This is a genomic window from Xanthomonas indica, from assembly GCF_040529045.1.
GTDB classification, from domain to species: domain Bacteria; phylum Pseudomonadota; class Gammaproteobacteria; order Xanthomonadales; family Xanthomonadaceae; genus Xanthomonas_A; species Xanthomonas_A indica.
Genome location: NZ_CP131914.1, coordinates 1,724,765 through 1,740,056, shown reverse-complemented (window position 1 = coordinate 1,740,056; position 15,292 = coordinate 1,724,765). Strand labels below are relative to the sequence as shown.

Sequence of the window (15,292 nt, the reverse complement as noted above, 5' to 3'; positions counted from 1 at the left end):
CAGCGAAGGCAGGCCCGCGACGGCCTGCCGATCGCAACGGACCGCCACGACGCCTTGCCGCGCATCCGTCCAGGCCCGGTCCCGCCCATGCTGAAACACCTGTTCGCCGCCGCCTTCGCGGTCGCCGTCCTCACCCTCGCCGCACCGCCGCCGGCGCACGCCGCACGCGTCACGGACTTCCGCATGCCGGTGGTCGTGCAAGGCGTCGACTACGACCTGGCCGCACGCGTGTATCGCCCCGCCGGCCCCGGTCCATTCCCGCTGATCGTCATCCACCACGGTACGCCTGCAGACAAGCGCAAGCTCGCCGACACCCGCCTCGGCTTCGCCCGCGCCGCACGCTGGTTCGCCGCCCACGGCGACATGGTGGTGGTGGCGCTGCGGCCCGGCTACGGCGCCTCCAGCGGCCGCTATCTGGAAGGCGCCGGCAACTGCCACGACGTCGATTTCGTCGTCGCCGGGCGCAAGATCGCCGCGGCGGAGGCGGCGATCGTCAAGGCTGCCGCCCGCCTTCCCGGCGTGGATCCGCAGCGCATCGTCGTGGTCGGCCAATCCGCCGGCGGGCTCGGCGCGTTGGCGCTGGCCGATGCGCCGCCACCCGGTGTGCGCGGCGTCATCAGCTTCGCCGGCGGGCGCGGCAGCAACGGCAAGGAGGTCATCTGCGCCGGCGAGGATCGCCTGATCGAGGCGGAGAAGACCCTGGGCGCGGCCAACACGCTGCCGCAGCTATGGCTGTACGCCGAGAACGATCACTTCTTCCGGCACGAACTGGCGCACCGCATGTATACGGCCTACCGCGCCGGCTCGACGCCGCCGGTCGCCTTCGTCGAGCTGCCGCCGTTCGGCGACGATGGCCACAAAACCTTCGCCCAGGCCGATCCCTCGGTATGGGCCAGGCCGGTGGCGGCGTTCCTCGCCCAGGCCCTGTCGCCGGCCGCAGGCACGCCAGCGCCGGCCAGCGCGTCGCGCTGACGCAGGCCCGCATCGCGCGATCAGCGGTGGAGCCGGCGCCCGGACCGGATGAAGACCGTGGGTGCGCGGTGGTGGGCGCGAGCTGCGCCGGCGCTGCCGCAGCCGCAGCCGCAGCCGCGGCCCAGCGGCGCCGCCAGGCGCGGTCAGGCCGAGCGATCCGCGCGCAACAGGGGCACGCTCAGATCAGCGTGCGCCGACGGCTCTTGAACCCGGCATAGAGCGCGAACACGGCCAGCAGCACGAAGCAGATCAGGCACCACATCGGCATCGACAGGCCGAGGAAGCGCCAGTCGATGTTGCCGCAATCGCCGGTGCCGGTCAGCACCCGGCGCAGCACCTCGAACGGCCCCATGGTCTCGCGCAGGAAGCTGAGCGGCGGGCCGCAGGAGGCCATCGGGTCCGGGAACAACTGCACCGACACGTGCTTGGTGGAGATGCCGGCGCCCACGAGCGCGGCCAGGAACGCCAGCACGCCGTAGAGCTTGCGCCCGCCGGCGCTGCGCGGCCCGTGCAGGGCGCCGAGCAGGAACAGCACACCCAGCGCGGCGAACGCGATGCGCTGGAAGATGCACAACGGGCATGGCTCGATGCCCAACTGCAGCTGCACGAAGATCGCATAGCCCAGCAAGCCGGCGCAGATCAGAAAGCCGAGCAGGAACTGCGCGCGGAAACCCCAGCGTAACGGATTCATCGGACTCGGACTCGCAGCGACGATCCGCGCATTATCCGCGATCGTGCGCTCCATCACCATGCGTCACAGCGCTGTTGGACGCCCTCGCCCAAACGGCGACCACGCTCCACCAATCCCCAATCCCCAATCCCCGACTCCCCACTCCCCACCCCAAAAACAAAAAAGCCCGGACATGCCGGGCTTCTTGCTGCTGCGGATGCGGACGATTACTCGGCCACTTCCTCGGCCACGGCCGGGCGGTCGACCAGCTCGACGTACGCCATCGGCGCGTTGTCGCCGGCGCGGAAGCCGCACTTGAGAATGCGCAGGTAGCCACCCGGGCGCGCCTGGTAGCGCGGGCCCAGCGTGGTGAACAGGGTGCCCACAGCTTCCTTGTCGCGCAGGCGCGCAAAGGCCAGGCGGCGGTTGGCGACGTTGTCAACCTTGGCCAGGGTGATCAGCGGCTCGGCGACGCGGCGCAGTTCCTTGGCCTTCGGCAGGGTGGTCTTGATCAGCTCGTGCTTGATCAGCGACGCCGCCATGTTCTTGAACATCGCCTCGCGGTGGGCGCTGGTGCGGCTGAACTTGCGGCCGGATTTCTGGTGACGCATGGGTTGGGATTCCTATGGAAGAGTGAAACTGCTGGGGATCGCTGTCGCCGTCCTGGCGTTGAATGTGGACTGCGGATGGTCCGTGCCGGCCGTCCTTGACCGGGCGACGCCGCGGGCTTGGCGACCCGTCGACGTGGTGGTGCGGATGAAGCGGACAACGCGCGGCCGGTGCCTTGCGGCACCGGCCGGAGATGCAAGACTCAGCCGAGCATGCCGTGCTGGGCGACGCCGGCCGGCGGCCAGTTCTCCAGCTTCATGCCGAGCGACAGGCCGCGCTGGGCCAGCACTTCCTTGATCTCGGTGAGCGACTTCTTGCCCAGGTTCGGGGTCTTGAGCAGCTCCACTTCGGTCTTCTGGATCAGATCGCCGATGTAGTAGATGCTCTCGGCCTTCAGGCAGTTGGCCGAACGCACGGTCAGTTCCAGATCGTCGATCGGACGCAGCAGCACCGGATCCACGCCGTTGCTGGCCGGCTTGGCCGCGCCGCGGTCGCGATGGGTGAAGTCGCCGAACACCGACAGCTGGTCGCTGAGGATGTCGGCGGCGGTGCGCACGGCTTCCTCGGCGTCGATCGTGCCGTTGGTTTCGATGTCCAGGACCAGCTTGTCCAGGTCGGTGCGCTGTTCGACGCGGGCCGACTCGACCGCGTAGGCGACGCGGCGCACCGGCGAGAACGAGGCATCCAGGACCAGGCGGCCGATGGTACGGGTCTCTTCGTCCGGACGGCGACGCGCGGCGGCCGGCTGGTAGCCGAAGCCACGTTCGATCTTCAGACGCATGTTGATCGCCGTGTCCTTGGTCAGGTGGCAGATCACGTGGTCGTTGTTGAGGATCTCGACGTTGTGGTCGGTCTTGATGTCGGCGGCAGTGACCGTGCCCGGGCCCTGCTTGGACAGCGACAGCGTGGCGCTGTCACCGGTATGCATGCGGATGGCCACGTCCTTGAGGTTGAGCAGGACTTCCAGCACATCCTCCTGCAGCCCTTCGACCGTGGTGTACTCGTGCAGCACGCCGTCGATCTCGACTTCGGTGATCGCGAAGCCGGGAATCGAGGACAGCAGCACGCGACGCAGGGCGTTGCCCAGCGTATGCCCATACCCGCGCTCCAAGGGCTCGATCACGACCTTGGCGCGGTTGTCGGTAAGGCGTTCGATCTGCGGCCCACGGGGGCGCAGAACCTGGTTGGCGGTAACCGTCATGTTGCGGGTTCTCCTGACGAGCCTCCGTGACCGGAGGCTCTCCGATGTGATTACTTCGAATACAACTCGACGATCAGCGCTTCGTTGATGTCGGCAGGCAGGTCCGCACGGTCCGGCACGGCCTTGAAGATGCCGCTGAACTTCTTCGAATCGACCTCGACCCACGACGGGTTCAGGTCGTGCGTTTCGGCAACGGTCAGCGCTTCCTGCACGCGAAGCTGCTTCTGCGCCTTTTCCGACAGGGCGATCGCGTCGCCGGCCTTGACCTGGTACGAGGCCAGGTTCACCGACTTGCCGTTGACCAGCACGCCACGGTGCGACACCAGCTGGCGCGCGGCCGGACGGGTGACGGCGAAGCCCATGCGGTAGACGACGTTGTCCAGGCGGGTTTCCAGCAGCTGCAGCAGGTTCTCGCCGGTGTTGCCCTTCTTGGTCGAGGCCTTCTTGTAGTAGTTGCGGAACTGACGCTCCAGCAGGCCGTAGATACGCTTGACCTTCTGCTTTTCGCGCAGCTGGGTGGCGTAGTCGGACAGCTTGCCCTTGCGGGCGGTCGCGCCGTGCTGGCCGGGCTTCTGCTCCAGCTTGCACTTGGAGTCCAGCGCACGCGCCGGGCTCTTGAGGGAAAGATCGGCGCCTTCGCGGCGCGCGAGCTTACAGGTAGGACCGATATAACGAGCCATTTCTTATCGCTCCCTTAGACGCGACGCTTCTTCGGCGGACGGCACCCGTTGTGCGGGATCGGCGTCACGTCGATGATGTTGGTGATCTTGTATCCGACGTTGTTCAACGAACGGACGGCGGACTCGCGACCCGGACCCGGGCCCTTGATGCGCACTTCCAGCGACTTCACGCCGTAGTCGAGCGCAGCGCGCCCGGCCTTCTCGGCGGCCACCTGCGCCGCGAACGGCGTGGACTTGCGCGAACCGCGGAAACCGGCGCCACCGGAGGTCGCCCAGGACAACGCATTGCCCTGACGGTCGGTGATGGTCACGATGGTGTTGTTGAACGAAGCGTGGACGTGGGCGACACCGTCGGTGACGACGCGCTTGATCTTCTTCTTGGTCTTTGCTGCTGCGGGCTTAGCCATGTCGGTCCCTTACTTCTTGATCGCCTTGCGCGGACCCTTGCGGGTGCGGGCGTTGGTACGGGTGCGCTGACCGCGCAGGGGCAGGCCACGACGATGACGCAGGCCGCGGTAGCAGCCCAGGTCCATCAGTCGCTTGATGGCGATGCCGATTTCGCGACGCAGGTCGCCTTCGACGATGTACTTGCCGACTTCGAGACGCAGGCGCTCGATTTCCGGCTCGGACAGGTCGCGGATCTTGGTGGTCGAGGTCACGCCTGCGGCTTCGCAGACCTTCTTCGAACGGGTACGGCCGATGCCGTAGATGCTTTGCAACCCGACCCAGACGTGCTTCTGGGCTGGCAGGTTGACGCCTGCAATACGCGCCATGACGCGGTTCTCCAACTGAGTGATGGCCCGACGGCGCACCACGGCGCCATCCGGCAGGATGGATCAAAAAGTGAACTTGTAAGTCTAGCAAGGTCTCGGGTTACATGGAAGCCCGCGGAACCTGAGGTTCCGCAAGCCCGGCATGGGGAGTGTGCCCATGCTCCGGCGCCGGACGTCGTTGGCGAGGCGATGGTTCCGCCTTGCCGCCCGCGCTACTCCAGCGCAGGACCACCACGTCTCACCCGCGCACGAGACCGCTGCACGGGCCGCCCTTCAAGTCGGAAGACTGCGCCCGGGAACCGGGGCGTCTTCGCGGAAGGATTCAAACAGTATAGCAATCAACCGCGGGCAAAACCGCCGCCACGCGAGCCACCCTTGAGGTTGGCCTTCTTCAACAGGCTTTCGTACTGGTGCGACATCAGGTGCGCCTGGATCTGCGCGATGAAGTCCATCACCACCACGACCGCGATCAGCAGCGAGGTGCCGCCGAAGTGGAACGAGGTGCCGAGCTGGGCGCGCATCACTTCCGGCAGCAGGCACACGATCACCAGGTACACCGAGCCGGCCGCGGTCAGGCGGGTCAGCACGCCGTCGACATAGTCGGCGGTGGCCTTGCCCGGACGGATACCCGGAATCAGCGCGCCGGACTTCTTGAGGTTGTCCGCGGTTTCCTGCGAGTTGAACACCAGCGCCGTGTAGAAGAACGCGAAGCCGATGATCAGCGCGGCGAACACGATCATGTGCACCGGCTCGCCGGGGCCGAGCGCATTGGCGATACGCTGCAGCACGCTGCCGAAGGTGCTGTTGGAGGCAGCCTGGCCGGACCACATCGACAGCGTCGCCGGGAAGGCGAGGATGCTCGAGGCGAAGATCGGCGGGATCACGCCGGCCATGTTGAGCTTCAGCGGCAGGAACGAGGTCTGGTTCATGTACGCATTGCGACCGCCCTGGCGGCGTGCGTAGTTCACCGTGATCCGCCGCTGCCCGCGCTCGACGAACACCACGAACAGGGTGAAGGCGAGGATCGTCAACACGATCAGCAGCAGCGAGATGAAGCTCATGTTGCCGTCGCGGTAGGACTCCACGGTCTGGATCGCCGCCGCCGGCAGGCCGGCGACGATGCCGGCGAAGATGATCAGCGAGACGCCGTTGCCGATGCCGCGCTCGGTCACCTGCTCGCCGACCCACATCAGGAAGATGGTGCCGGCGGTCAACGCGATCACCGCGGTGAGCACGAAGCCCATGCCGGGAGCGTAGACGACCGGCGCGCCGCCCGGTGCAGTCTGGTTCTGCAGCGCCAGGGCGATGCTGCCGCCCTGCACTACCGCCAGCAGCACCGCGCCGATGCGCGAATACTGGGTGATCTTGCGCCGACCCGACTCGCCTTCCTTCTGCATCGCCTTCAGCGACGGGAAGATGTGCGTGGCCAGCTGGATCACGATCGATGCCGAGATGTACGGCATCACGTTCAGCGCGAAGATGCTGAAACGGTGCAGGGCGCCGCCCGAGAACATGTTGAACATGTCCACGATGCCGCCGCCCTGCGCCTGCATCAGCGCAAGCATGGCTTCGGGATTGACGCCCGGCACCGGCACATAGCAGCCGATGCGGTAGACGATCAATGCGCCGAGAACGAACAACAGGCGCTGGCGAAGTTCCGTGAACTTGCCGAGCCCGCCGCCGAGGTTACCCATGCCAGCCTGCGCCATCTGCGTGTTACTCCTGCACGCTGCCGCCGGCAGCTTCGATTGCCGCCTTGGCACCGGCGGTCGCGGCGACGCCCTTCAGCACGAACGCCTTGGTCAGTTCGCCCTTCAGGACCACCTTGGCCTTCTTCGCGGTGCTCGGGACCAGCTTCGCGGCGCGCAGCGCAGCGAAATCGATCTCGCCCGCCGGCAGGTTGTCGAGCTGGTAGGACAGCACTTCGGCAGTGTCCTTGGCCATCTTCGAGCGGAAGCCGATCTTCGGCAGACGACGCTGCATGGGGGTCTGGCCGCCTTCGAAGCCGGCCTTGATCTTGCCGCCGCCCTTGCGCGCGAACGAACCCTTGTGGCCGCGGCCGGCGGTCTTGCCCAGGCCGGAACCGATGCCGCGACCGACGCGGGTGCGCTCGGTACGCGCGCCCGGCGCGGGCTTCAGATCATTCAGATGCAAAGTCATGGTCGATTACTCCTCAACCTGGACGAGGTACTGAACCTTGTTGATCAGGCCGCGCACTTGCGGGCTGTCCTTCAGTTCGCGCACATCGTTGAGCTTGTTCAGGCCCAGGGCACGCACCGACAGGCGGTGACGCGACTGGGTACCACGCAGGCCGCGCACCAGGCGCACCTTGACGGTCTTGGCGGATTCATTAGCCATGGGTCAGATCCTCCACCTTCTTGCCGCGCTTGGCCGCGATGCGGGCCGGCGACTGCATGTCTTCCAGGCCGCGCAGGGTGGCGCGCACCAGGTTGATCGGGTTGCGCGAACCGACGGCCTTGGCCAGCACGTTCTTCACGCCCACCGCTTCCAGCACGGCGCGCATCGCGCCGCCGGCGATCACGCCGGTACCTTCCGACGCCGGCATCATGAACACGCGCGCCGCGCCATGGCCGGACTTCACCGGGTGCCACAGGGTGCCGTTGTTCAGATCGATGTTGAGCATGCCCTTGCGCGCATACTCCATCGACTTCTGGATCGCGACCGGCACTTCGCGCGCCTTGCCGTAACCGAAGCCGATCTTGCCGTTGCCGTCGCCGACCACGGTCAGCGCGGTGAAGGTGAACTGGCGACCGCCCTTGACCGTCTTGCTGACGCGGTTGACCGCGACCAGCTTCTCGATCATGCCGTCGTCGACTTTCTCTTCGCGGTTGCGGTCGCGATCACGACCCCGCGGTGCACGCTGTTCTTCAGCCATTGTGATGCCCTTGATAGAGGAAAAGATTTACGGCTTCGTTGCCGCTTGTGGTTGTGGTCTGGCGCCGTGTTCCCCGGACGCGCGCAAAAGGCGCGCCAAGGTCCGATGCAGCCCGCATCGGCAGGACGGGCGCGGCATTGCCGCGCCCGCAAGGATCAGAACTGCAGGCCGCCTTCGCGCGCGGCGTCGGCCAGCGCCTTGATGCGGCCGTGGTAGCGGTAGCCCGAGCGGTCGAACGCGACCTTCTCGACGCCCGCGGCCTTGGCACGCTCGGCGATCAGCTTGCCGACCTTGGCGGCGGCGTCGCTGTTCTTGCCGTTCTTCAGGCCGTCCTTGACGTCGGCCTGCAGGGTGTTCGCCGCGGCGAGCACCTTGGAGCCGTCGGCGGTGAAGACCTGCGCGTACAGGTGCTGACCGGTGCGCAGCACCGACAGGCGGGCGACGCCGAGCTCGCGGATGTGGGCGCGGGTCGACTTGGCGCGACGCAGGCGGGCGATGTTCTTGTTGATGCTCATGGTATGTGTCCTAGGGAAGCTGAAGGAGAACAGGCTTTTGCAGCGAGGAGTCCGGCCATGGGGGGCCGGGCTCCTCGCAGAAGGACCTGCATTACGCCTTCTTGGCTTCCTTGCGAATGATGGCTTCACCGGCGTACTTCACACCCTTGCCCTTGTAGGGCTCCGGCGGACGGAAACCGCGGATCTTGGCGGCGACTTCGCCGACGCGCTGCTTGTCGGCGCCCTGCACCAGGATTTCGGTCTGGGTCGGAGCGGCCAGGGTGATGCCTTCCGGCGCGCTGAACACGATCGGGTGCGAGAAACCGAGCGCCAGGCTCAGGTCCTTGCCCTGCATCGTGGCACGGTAGCCGACGCCCACCAGCTCGAGCTTGCGCTCGAAGCCCGCGGACACGCCCTGCACCATGTTCGCCAGGATGGCGCGGACGGTGCCGGTGATGGCGATGTGCGACGGATCGTTCGCCGACAGCGTGGCGACACCGTTTTCCTGCTTGATTTCGACGCCGGCCGGCTTCGGCAGCGACAGGGTGCCCTTCGGGCCCTTGACGCTGACCTGATCGGCCTGGACGGTGAGTTCGACGCCCTTCGGGAGGGAGATCGGCTTCTTGGCTACGCGGGACATGTGAGTGCTCCTTCCCTTAGGCCACGAAGCACAGGACTTCGCCACCGACGCCGGCCTGACGGGCCTGCGCATCGGTCATGATGCCCTTGGACGTGGAAATGATGGCAACGCCCAGACCGCCGAGAACCTTCGGCAGCTCGGTCTTGCCGCGATACTGGCGCAGACCCGAACGCGACACGCGCTTGAGCGTATCGATGACCGGGCGGCCCTCGAAATACTTCAGCACGATTTCCAGTTCGGACTTGTTGTTTTCGATCGCGTTGACGCGCAGATCGCTGATGTAGCCTTCGGCCTTCAGCACTTCCGCGATCGCAACCTTGATCTTGGAGGACGGCATCTTCACCGTCGGCTTGCCAACCGCGGCCGCATTCTTGATGCGGACCAGCAGGTCGGCGATGGGATCAGTCATGCTCATGGTGTCTACCTTTGAGTGCACCGATATCCGCTTTCGCGAAAATCTTGTGTGGTGGAGCGGTGGAATGACGCAGGGGGTAAAGCGCGCAACCGCCGGAGGAACCCGCGGCGGCTGCCATACCCGTCCCTGCCGCGAGGCAAGGAACGGGAGTATACGACAAAAAGTCCGACTTGCGTCGGACTCGTTGTCTGAACGACACGCGGGCGGCTAGACCGCCCTGCCCGGCCCCGCGGACGGGACCGGCGCCGCTGGAATTACCAGCTGGCCTTGCGCAGGCCCGGAACGTCGCCGTTCATGGTCGCCTTGCGCAGCATGTTGCGGCCCAGGCCGAACTTGCCGTACACGCCACGCGGGCGGCCGGACAGTTCGCAACGGGTACGCTGGCGGCTCGGCGACGAATCGCGCGGCAGCTTCTGCAGCTTGGTCACGGCCTCGGCCTTCTCGTCGTACGAGGCGGTGCCGGAGGCGATGATCTTCTTCAGCGCATCACGCTTGTCGGCGAACTTCTTCGCCAGCTTCTTGCGCTTGATGTCGCGGTTGACCATGGAGGTCTTTGCCATCTGTAAATCCTCGGGATTCGAGAGTGGGGATTGGAGATTTCCAGAATCCGGGATGTGACGGGCGCAGCGCCCTTCCATCCCGAATCCCGAATCCCGAATCCCGGCGTCAATCAGTTACGGAACGGGAACTTGAACGCTTCGAGCAGCGCCTTGGCTTCGGCGTCGGTCTTGGCGGTGGTGGTGATGGCGATATCCATACCGCGGATCGCGTCGACGGCGTCGAAGTCGATTTCCGGGAAGATGATCTGCTCCTTCACGCCCATGTTGAAGTTGCCGCGGCCGTCGAACGAACGCCCGGAGACACCACGGAAGTCGCGCACGCGCGGCAGCGAGATGTTGATCAGGCGGTCCAGGAACTCGTACATCTTGGCGCGACGCAGCGTGGTCTTGCAGCCGATCGGCCAGCCATCGCGGATCTTGAACGAGGCCACCGAGATGCGCGACTTGGTCACCACCGGCTTCTGGCCGGAGACCTTGGCCATGTCGGCGACGGCGTTTTCCAGGATCTTCTTGTTCGTCGCGGCCTCGCCCACGCCCATGTTCAGCGTGACCTTGACCAGCTTCGGCACTTCCATCGGATTGGTGTAACCGAACTTCTTCATCAGAGCCGGTACCACTTCTTCCTTGTAGATCTTTTCGAGACGGGAAGTCATTGTGTCATTCCTCAGGCGTCGAGCGCCTCACCGCTGGAGCGGAACACACGCAGTTTGCGTCCATCCTCCAGCACCTTGAAGCCAACGCGGTCGCCCTTGCCCGTCGCCGGGTTGAGGATCGCAACGTTGGAAATATGGATCGACGCTTCGCGCTCGACCACGCCGCCGGCGACGCCCGCCTGCGGGTTCGGCTTGGTGTGGCGCTTGACGATGTTCGCGTTGGAGACGACCACGCGGTCGCCGTCGACGCGGACGACTTCGCCCTGCTTGCCCTTGTCCTTGCCGGTGGTGACGACGACCTGGTCGCCCTTCTTGATACGGTTAGCCATGTGTATGTCCTCCGCTCACAGCACTTCGGGAGCGAGCGAGACGATCTTCATGAACTTCTCAGAACGCAGCTCGCGGGTCACAGGCCCGAAGATGCGCGTACCGATCGGCTCCTGCTTGTTGTTGAGCAACACCGCGGCGTTGCCATCGAAGCGGATCAACGAACCGTCCGGACGACGCACGCCCTTGCGGGTACGCACGACGACGGCGTCGTAGACTTCGCCCTTCTTGACCTTGCCGCGCGGGATCGCGTCCTTGACGGTGACCTTGATGATGTCGCCAATGTGCGCGTAGCGGCGCTTGGAGCCGCCGAGCACCTTGATGCACATCACTTCCTTGGCACCGGAATTGTCGGCGACGTCGAGGTAGCTCTGCATCTGGATCATGATTCAGATCTCCCTTATTCGGCCGCGCGGGTGACGATTTCCACCACCCGCCAGTTCTTGGTCTTGGACATCGGCGCAATCTCGGTCACGCGCACGACATCGCCTTCGTTGCAGGCGTTGTCGGCGTCGTGGGCGTGGAGCTTGGTCGAGCGCTTGATGTACTTGCCGTACAGCGCATGCTTGACCTGACGCTCCACCAGCACGGTGACGGTCTTGTCCATCTTGTTGCTGACCACACGGCCTTCGACCGTGCGCAGCGTCTTGCTTTCGTTATTGTCGCTCATCGCGGCCATCCTTACTTCGTGCTGCCGAGCAGGTGCTTGACGCGAGCGATCTCGCGGCGCACCCGGCGGGTTTCGTGAGTCTTCGGCAGCTGCCCGGTGACCTGCTGCATGCGCAGGGCGAACTGCTCCTTGCGCAGATCGGTCAGGTGGGCCTTCAGATCGTCGGCCGACTTCTCGCGGAGTTGTTTGATGTCCATCAGCGTACCGTCCGGGTCACGAAGGTGGTGGTCACCGAAAGCTTGGCAGCGGCCAGGCGGAACGCCTCGCGCGCGACATCTTCGCCGACGCCTTCGATTTCATAGATCATGCGACCGGGCTGGATCTGGGCGACCCAGTACTCGACGTTACCCTTACCGGAGCCCATTCGCACTTCGATGGGCTTCTTGGTGATCGGCTTGTCCGGGAACACGCGGATCCACATCTTGCCGCCGCGCTTGACGTAGCGGCTGATCGAGCGGCGCGCCGCTTCGATCTGGCGCGCGGTCAGCTGACCGTGCGCCGTGGCCTTCAGCCCGTACTCGCCGAAGCTGACGGCGTTTCCGCTCCACGCCAGGCCGTCGTTACGACCCTTGTGCATCTTGCGGTATTTGGTTCGCTTGGGTTGCAACATTGCCGTTACCTCGCTTCACGGGCCGGACGCGACGGACGGTCGCCACGGTCGCCGCGATCGTTACGATCGTTGCGCGGGGAATCGTCCTGCTTTTCCTGGCCAACCTGGGAGAAATCGAAGATCTCGCCCTTGTAGATCCAGACCTTGATGCCGATGATGCCGTAGGTCGTCTTGGCTTCGGCGAAGCCGTAGTCGATGTCGGCACGCAGCGTGTGCAGCGGCACGCGGCCCTCGCGGTACCACTCGGAACGGGCGATTTCCGCACCGTTCAGACGGCCGGCGACGTTGACCTTGATGCCCAGGGCACCCAGGCGCATCGCGTTGCCGACCGAGCGCTTCATCGCGCGGCGGAACATGATGCGACGCTCCAGCTGCTGCGCGATCGACTCGGCGACCAGCTGCGCGTCCAGCTCCGGCTTGCGCACTTCGGTGACGTTGATGTGGGCGGGGACGCCCATCATCTCGCTCACTTCCTTGCGCAGCTTCTCGATGTCCTCACCGCGCTTGCCGATCACCACGCCCGGGCGGGCGGTGTGGATCGTCACGCGCGCGGTCTTGGCCGGACGCTCGATCAGGATCTTGCTGATGCCCGCCTGCGCCAGCTTCTTGCGCAGCATTTCGCGGACCTTGAGGTCGGCTGCCAGGTAACCGGCGAACTCGGCCTTGTTGGCGTACCACTTGGAATTCCAGTCCTTGGCGATACCCAGGCGGATTCCGATCGGATGAACTTTATGACCCATCGTCTTTTCCTTTCCGCTTACTTGGCGGCGCCCACAACCACAGTGATGTGGCTGGTGCGCTTGAGGATGCGGGTACCGCGGCCTTTCGCCCGCGCCATGAAACGCTTCAGGGTCGGACCTTCATCAACCATGATGGTCTTGACCTTCAGCTCGTCGACATCCGCGCCTTGATTGTTCTCGGCATTGGCGATCGCCGACTCCACCACCTTCTTGATCAGGTGGGCAGCCTTCTTGTCCGAGAACTTCAGCAGGTTGACCGCCCGCTCGGCGGAAAGACCACGGACCTGGTCGGCGACCAGGCGGGCCTTCTGCGGGGAGATGCGCGCGGTGCGCAGGATTGCTTTCGCTTCCATCGTCATCTCTCCTTACCGGCCCGACTTCTTGTCGCCACCGTGACCCTTGAAGGTCCGGGTGACGGCAAATTCGCCGAGCTTGTGGCCGACCATGTTCTCGTTGACCAGCACCGGAACGTGGTTCTTGCCGTTATGCACGGCGATGGTGAAACCCACCATCTCCGGCAGGATCATCGAACGACGCGACCAGGTCTTGATCGGACGCTTGCTACCGGCCGCGGCCTCCACCTTCTTGACGAGGTGGTGATCGACGAACGGGCCCTTCTTGAGTGAACGTGCCATGGTCGATTAGCCCCTACGATCGCGGACGATGAATTGTTCGGTGCGCTTGTTATGGCGCGTCTTGTAACCCTTGGTCGGGACACCCCACGGGGTGACCGGATGCGGATTACCCTGACCGGCCTTTGCCTCACCACCACCGTGCGGGTGGTCGACCGGGTTCATGGCCGCACCGCGAACGGTCGGACGCACGCCGCGCCAGCGCTTGGCGCCCGCCTTGCCCAGCTTCTCGAGGTTGTGCTCGTCGTTGCCGACTTCGCCGATGGTGGCGCGGCACTCGGACGGCACCTTGCGCATTTCGCCGGAGCGCAGACGCAGGGTGGCGTAGATGCCTTCACGCGCGACCAGCTGCACCGCGGCGCCGGCGGCACGCGCAATCTGCGCGCCCTTGCCCGGCTTCAGCTCGATCCCGTGGACGGTGGTGCCGACCGGGATGTTGCGCAGCGGCAGGGTGTTGCCGGTCTTGATCGGCGCATCCGAACCCGCGATCACTTGGTCGCCGGCCTTCAGGCCCTTCGGCGCGATGATGTAGCGGCGCTCGCCGTCGGCGTAGCACAGCAGGGCGATATGGGCGGTGCGGTTGGGATCGTATTCGATCCGCTCCACGCGCGCCGGGATACCTTCCTTGTTGCGCTTGAAGTCGATGACGCGGTAGTGCTGCTTGTGGCCACCGCCGACGTGGCGGGTGGTGATGCGGCCGTGGTGGTTACGACCACCGGACTTGCTCTGCTTTTCCACCAGTGCAGCGTGCGGGGCGCCCTTGTGCAGATCGGGCGTGACCACGCGCACGGCCGAACGACGGCCTGCGGAGGTGGGCTTGAATTTCATCAATGGCATGGGATGTACCTCAGGCCTTGGCCGTTACGTCGATGGACTGGCCTTCGGCCAGACGCACGTACGCCTTGCGCCAATCGCCGCGACGACCGCTGCGCGAACGGAAGGACTTGTTCTTGCCCTTGACGTTCAACACGTTGACCGACTCGACCTTGACGTCGAACAGCTGCTCGACCGCGGCCTTGACATCGGCCTTGGTGGCTTCGTTCGAAATCTCGAAGACGTACTGATTGGTGAGTTCCTGCAGGCGCGCGGTCTTTTCCGAGACACGCGGAGCGCGCAGCACGCTGAAGATTTTTTCGTTGCTGCTCATGCCAGCCACTCCTCGACCTTCTTGACCGCATCGGCGGTGATCACGACCGTGTCGGCCCCGACCAGCGACACCGGATCCAGGCCCTGCACGTCACGCACTTCCACGTAGGGAAGGTTGCGGGCCGACAGGTACAGATGCTCGGAGGCTTCTTCGGTCACGATCAGAGGGCGCTTGCCCACTTCCAGACCCTTCAGCTTCTCGACCAGGCCCTTGGTCTTGCTGGCCTCGACGTCGAACGCGTCGACGACCATCAGGCGGCCCTGGCGGTTCAGTTCCGAGAGGATCGCGCAGATGGCCGCGCGGTACATCTTGCGGTTGACCTTCTGCTCGAAGCTGCGCGGCTTGGCCGCGAAGGTCACGCCACCGCCGACGAAGATCGGAGCGGTCAGCGCGCCGTGGCGAGCGCCACCGCCCTTCTGCTTCTTCGACTTCTTGGTGGTGCCGTTGACTTCCGAACGCGTCTTCTGCGCCTTGGTGCCGGCGCGGCCGGCGTTGCGATAGGCGACGACGACCTGGTGAACCAGATCCTCGCTGAAATCGCGGCCGAACACGGCGTCGGAGACCGAGACCTTGTTGTTGCTACCCGTGATAACGAGTTCCATC

27 protein-coding genes are annotated in these 15,292 nt (G+C 65.3%); 1 reads left to right on the top strand and 26 read right to left on the bottom strand.

Annotated elements, in window-relative coordinates:
• Window positions 1-87: 87 nt before the first annotated feature.
• Window positions 88-972, top strand: coding sequence for a dienelactone hydrolase family protein (locus Q7W82_RS07550; RefSeq protein ID WP_242160320.1), 885 nt, complete (start codon window positions 88-90; stop codon window positions 970-972).
• Window positions 973-1,150: 178 nt separating this feature from the next.
• Here the strand turns inward: Q7W82_RS07550 and Q7W82_RS07545 are convergent, their stop codons facing one another.
• The 26 genes from Q7W82_RS07545 to rplD form a co-directional block, all read right to left on the bottom strand.
• Window positions 1,151-1,663, bottom strand: a complete 513-nt coding sequence (locus Q7W82_RS07545) for a disulfide bond formation protein B (RefSeq protein ID WP_242160319.1) — start codon at window positions 1,661-1,663, stop codon at window positions 1,151-1,153.
• A 206-nt stretch (window positions 1,664-1,869) separates the two neighbouring features.
• Window positions 1,870-2,253: a 50S ribosomal protein L17 gene (gene rplQ, locus Q7W82_RS07540; protein ID WP_010340456.1), complete on the bottom strand. Its 384-nt coding sequence runs from the start codon at window positions 2,251-2,253 to the stop codon at window positions 1,870-1,872.
• A 200-nt stretch (window positions 2,254-2,453) separates the two neighbouring features.
• Window positions 2,454-3,452 carry a DNA-directed RNA polymerase subunit alpha gene (gene rpoA / locus Q7W82_RS07535; protein ID WP_010340455.1) on the bottom strand — a complete coding sequence of 333 codons (999 nt, stop codon included), beginning with the start codon at window positions 3,450-3,452 and terminating at the stop codon, window positions 2,454-2,456.
• A 50-nt stretch (window positions 3,453-3,502) separates the two neighbouring features.
• Window positions 3,503-4,132: a 30S ribosomal protein S4 gene (gene rpsD / locus Q7W82_RS07530; RefSeq protein WP_010340454.1), complete on the bottom strand. Its 630-nt coding sequence runs from the start codon at window positions 4,130-4,132 to the stop codon at window positions 3,503-3,505.
• A 14-nt stretch (window positions 4,133-4,146) separates the two neighbouring features.
• A complete protein-coding gene (rpsK, locus tag Q7W82_RS07525) occupies window positions 4,147-4,539 on the bottom strand; it encodes a 30S ribosomal protein S11 (RefSeq protein WP_003470632.1) in 393 nt (130 codons plus the stop codon).
• A gap of 9 nt (window positions 4,540-4,548) precedes the next feature.
• Window positions 4,549-4,905, bottom strand: a complete 357-nt coding sequence (gene rpsM / locus Q7W82_RS07520) for a 30S ribosomal protein S13 (protein WP_010340453.1) — start codon at window positions 4,903-4,905, stop codon at window positions 4,549-4,551.
• Window positions 4,906-5,243: 338 nt separating this feature from the next.
• On the bottom strand, window positions 5,244-6,614 hold the full coding sequence (gene secY, locus Q7W82_RS07515; protein ID WP_184502564.1) for a preprotein translocase subunit SecY: 1,371 nt from the start codon (window positions 6,612-6,614) through the stop codon (window positions 5,244-5,246).
• 7 nt (window positions 6,615-6,621) lie between these two features.
• Window positions 6,622-7,065 carry a 50S ribosomal protein L15 gene (gene rplO, locus Q7W82_RS07510; protein ID WP_019796105.1) on the bottom strand — a complete coding sequence of 148 codons (444 nt, stop codon included), beginning with the start codon at window positions 7,063-7,065 and terminating at the stop codon, window positions 6,622-6,624.
• 6 nt (window positions 7,066-7,071) lie between these two features.
• Entirely contained in the window at window positions 7,072-7,263 is a 192-nt protein-coding gene (gene rpmD / locus Q7W82_RS07505; RefSeq protein ID WP_019796104.1) for a 50S ribosomal protein L30, read from the bottom strand.
• Complete coding sequence (gene rpsE, locus Q7W82_RS07500) at window positions 7,256-7,801, bottom strand: 30S ribosomal protein S5 (RefSeq protein WP_010340449.1); 546 nt, start codon at window positions 7,799-7,801, stop codon at window positions 7,256-7,258. Before rpsE ends, rpmD begins: the two co-directional genes overlap by 8 nt.
• Before the next feature lie 155 nt (window positions 7,802-7,956).
• Window positions 7,957-8,316: a 50S ribosomal protein L18 gene (rplR, locus tag Q7W82_RS07495; RefSeq protein WP_010340448.1), complete on the bottom strand. Its 360-nt coding sequence runs from the start codon at window positions 8,314-8,316 to the stop codon at window positions 7,957-7,959.
• A 91-nt stretch (window positions 8,317-8,407) separates the two neighbouring features.
• Window positions 8,408-8,935 (bottom strand): 50S ribosomal protein L6, encoded by a 528-nt coding sequence (gene rplF / locus Q7W82_RS07490; RefSeq protein ID WP_017908703.1) that lies wholly within the window; start codon window positions 8,933-8,935, stop codon window positions 8,408-8,410.
• A gap of 16 nt (window positions 8,936-8,951) precedes the next feature.
• A complete protein-coding gene (rpsH, locus tag Q7W82_RS07485; RefSeq protein WP_010340446.1) occupies window positions 8,952-9,350 on the bottom strand; it encodes a 30S ribosomal protein S8 in 399 nt (132 codons plus the stop codon).
• A 254-nt stretch (window positions 9,351-9,604) separates the two neighbouring features.
• Window positions 9,605-9,910 carry a 30S ribosomal protein S14 gene (gene rpsN / locus Q7W82_RS07480; protein ID WP_010341607.1) on the bottom strand — a complete coding sequence of 102 codons (306 nt, stop codon included), beginning with the start codon at window positions 9,908-9,910 and terminating at the stop codon, window positions 9,605-9,607.
• A gap of 110 nt (window positions 9,911-10,020) precedes the next feature.
• Window positions 10,021-10,563, bottom strand: a complete 543-nt coding sequence (rplE, locus tag Q7W82_RS07475) for a 50S ribosomal protein L5 (RefSeq protein ID WP_010341606.1) — start codon at window positions 10,561-10,563, stop codon at window positions 10,021-10,023.
• Between the two features lie 11 nt (window positions 10,564-10,574).
• Window positions 10,575-10,892: a 50S ribosomal protein L24 gene (gene rplX, locus Q7W82_RS07470; protein WP_010341604.1), complete on the bottom strand. Its 318-nt coding sequence runs from the start codon at window positions 10,890-10,892 to the stop codon at window positions 10,575-10,577.
• 15 nt (window positions 10,893-10,907) lie between these two features.
• On the bottom strand, window positions 10,908-11,276 hold the full coding sequence (rplN, locus tag Q7W82_RS07465; protein WP_003486699.1) for a 50S ribosomal protein L14: 369 nt from the start codon (window positions 11,274-11,276) through the stop codon (window positions 10,908-10,910).
• 14 nt (window positions 11,277-11,290) lie between these two features.
• On the bottom strand, window positions 11,291-11,560 hold the full coding sequence (gene rpsQ, locus Q7W82_RS07460; RefSeq protein ID WP_010341599.1) for a 30S ribosomal protein S17: 270 nt from the start codon (window positions 11,558-11,560) through the stop codon (window positions 11,291-11,293).
• A gap of 11 nt (window positions 11,561-11,571) precedes the next feature.
• Window positions 11,572-11,757, bottom strand: coding sequence for a 50S ribosomal protein L29 (rpmC, locus tag Q7W82_RS07455; protein ID WP_010341597.1), 186 nt, complete (start codon window positions 11,755-11,757; stop codon window positions 11,572-11,574).
• Entirely contained in the window at window positions 11,757-12,170 is a 414-nt protein-coding gene (gene rplP, locus Q7W82_RS07450) for a 50S ribosomal protein L16 (RefSeq protein WP_003470657.1), read from the bottom strand. Before rplP ends, rpmC begins: the two co-directional genes overlap by 1 nt.
• Before the next feature lie 5 nt (window positions 12,171-12,175).
• Window positions 12,176-12,910, bottom strand: a complete 735-nt coding sequence (gene rpsC / locus Q7W82_RS07445; protein ID WP_010341595.1) for a 30S ribosomal protein S3 — start codon at window positions 12,908-12,910, stop codon at window positions 12,176-12,178.
• 17 nt (window positions 12,911-12,927) lie between these two features.
• Window positions 12,928-13,263, bottom strand: coding sequence for a 50S ribosomal protein L22 (gene rplV, locus Q7W82_RS07440; RefSeq protein WP_003470663.1), 336 nt, complete (start codon window positions 13,261-13,263; stop codon window positions 12,928-12,930).
• Between the two features lie 12 nt (window positions 13,264-13,275).
• Window positions 13,276-13,545: a 30S ribosomal protein S19 gene (rpsS, locus tag Q7W82_RS07435; protein ID WP_010341594.1), complete on the bottom strand. Its 270-nt coding sequence runs from the start codon at window positions 13,543-13,545 to the stop codon at window positions 13,276-13,278.
• Between the two features lie 6 nt (window positions 13,546-13,551).
• A complete protein-coding gene (gene rplB / locus Q7W82_RS07430) occupies window positions 13,552-14,379 on the bottom strand; it encodes a 50S ribosomal protein L2 (RefSeq protein ID WP_010341593.1) in 828 nt (275 codons plus the stop codon).
• Between the two features lie 10 nt (window positions 14,380-14,389).
• Window positions 14,390-14,689 (bottom strand): 50S ribosomal protein L23, encoded by a 300-nt coding sequence (gene rplW, locus Q7W82_RS07425; protein ID WP_019796624.1) that lies wholly within the window; start codon window positions 14,687-14,689, stop codon window positions 14,390-14,392.
• Window positions 14,686-15,291, bottom strand: a complete 606-nt coding sequence (rplD, locus tag Q7W82_RS07420; protein ID WP_010341591.1) for a 50S ribosomal protein L4 — start codon at window positions 15,289-15,291, stop codon at window positions 14,686-14,688. Before rplD ends, rplW begins: the two co-directional genes overlap by 4 nt.
• Window position 15,292: the final 1 nt, after the last annotated feature.

Bases quoted from the DNA above. Each gene is read 5' to 3' on its own strand.
- Q7W82_RS07550 (WP_242160320.1), top strand. From the start codon at position 88: ATGCTGAAACACCTGTTCGCCGCCGCCTTCGCGGTCGCCGTCCTCACC.
- Q7W82_RS07545 (WP_242160319.1), bottom strand. From the start codon at position 1,663: ATGAATCCGTTACGCTGGGGTTTCCGCGCGCAGTTCCTGCTCGGCTTT.
- rplQ (WP_010340456.1), bottom strand. From the start codon at position 2,253: ATGCGTCACCAGAAATCCGGCCGCAAGTTCAGCCGCACCAGCGCCCAC.
- rpoA (WP_010340455.1), bottom strand. From the start codon at position 3,452: ATGACGGTTACCGCCAACCAGGTTCTGCGCCCCCGTGGGCCGCAGATC.
- rpsD (WP_010340454.1), bottom strand. From the start codon at position 4,132: ATGGCTCGTTATATCGGTCCTACCTGTAAGCTCGCGCGCCGCGAAGGC.
- rpsK (WP_003470632.1), bottom strand. From the start codon at position 4,539: ATGGCTAAGCCCGCAGCAGCAAAGACCAAGAAGAAGATCAAGCGCGTC.
- rpsM (WP_010340453.1), bottom strand. From the start codon at position 4,905: ATGGCGCGTATTGCAGGCGTCAACCTGCCAGCCCAGAAGCACGTCTGG.
- secY (WP_184502564.1), bottom strand. From the start codon at position 6,614: ATGGCGCAGGCTGGCATGGGTAACCTCGGCGGCGGGCTCGGCAAGTTC.
- rplO (WP_019796105.1), bottom strand. From the start codon at position 7,065: ATGACTTTGCATCTGAATGATCTGAAGCCCGCGCCGGGCGCGCGTACC.
- rpmD (WP_019796104.1), bottom strand. From the start codon at position 7,263: ATGGCTAATGAATCCGCCAAGACCGTCAAGGTGCGCCTGGTGCGCGGC.
- rpsE (WP_010340449.1), bottom strand. From the start codon at position 7,801: ATGGCTGAAGAACAGCGTGCACCGCGGGGTCGTGATCGCGACCGCAAC.
- rplR (WP_010340448.1), bottom strand. From the start codon at position 8,316: ATGAGCATCAACAAGAACATCGCCCGCCTGCGTCGCGCCAAGTCGACC.
- rplF (WP_017908703.1), bottom strand. From the start codon at position 8,935: ATGTCCCGCGTAGCCAAGAAGCCGATCTCCCTCCCGAAGGGCGTCGAA.
- rpsH (WP_010340446.1), bottom strand. From the start codon at position 9,350: ATGAGCATGACTGATCCCATCGCCGACCTGCTGGTCCGCATCAAGAAT.
- rpsN (WP_010341607.1), bottom strand. From the start codon at position 9,910: ATGGCAAAGACCTCCATGGTCAACCGCGACATCAAGCGCAAGAAGCTG.
- rplE (WP_010341606.1), bottom strand. From the start codon at position 10,563: ATGACTTCCCGTCTCGAAAAGATCTACAAGGAAGAAGTGGTACCGGCT.
- rplX (WP_010341604.1), bottom strand. From the start codon at position 10,892: ATGGCTAACCGTATCAAGAAGGGCGACCAGGTCGTCGTCACCACCGGC.
- rplN (WP_003486699.1), bottom strand. From the start codon at position 11,276: ATGATCCAGATGCAGAGCTACCTCGACGTCGCCGACAATTCCGGTGCC.
- rpsQ (WP_010341599.1), bottom strand. From the start codon at position 11,560: ATGAGCGACAATAACGAAAGCAAGACGCTGCGCACGGTCGAAGGCCGT.
- rpmC (WP_010341597.1), bottom strand. From the start codon at position 11,757: ATGGACATCAAACAACTCCGCGAGAAGTCGGCCGACGATCTGAAGGCC.
- rplP (WP_003470657.1), bottom strand. From the start codon at position 12,170: ATGTTGCAACCCAAGCGAACCAAATACCGCAAGATGCACAAGGGTCGT.
- rpsC (WP_010341595.1), bottom strand. From the start codon at position 12,910: ATGGGTCATAAAGTTCATCCGATCGGAATCCGCCTGGGTATCGCCAAG.
- rplV (WP_003470663.1), bottom strand. From the start codon at position 13,263: ATGGAAGCGAAAGCAATCCTGCGCACCGCGCGCATCTCCCCGCAGAAG.
- rpsS (WP_010341594.1), bottom strand. From the start codon at position 13,545: ATGGCACGTTCACTCAAGAAGGGCCCGTTCGTCGATCACCACCTCGTC.
- rplB (WP_010341593.1), bottom strand. From the start codon at position 14,379: ATGCCATTGATGAAATTCAAGCCCACCTCCGCAGGCCGTCGTTCGGCC.
- rplW (WP_019796624.1), bottom strand. From the start codon at position 14,689: ATGAGCAGCAACGAAAAAATCTTCAGCGTGCTGCGCGCTCCGCGTGTC.
- rplD (WP_010341591.1), bottom strand. From the start codon at position 15,291: ATGGAACTCGTTATCACGGGTAGCAACAACAAGGTCTCGGTCTCCGAC.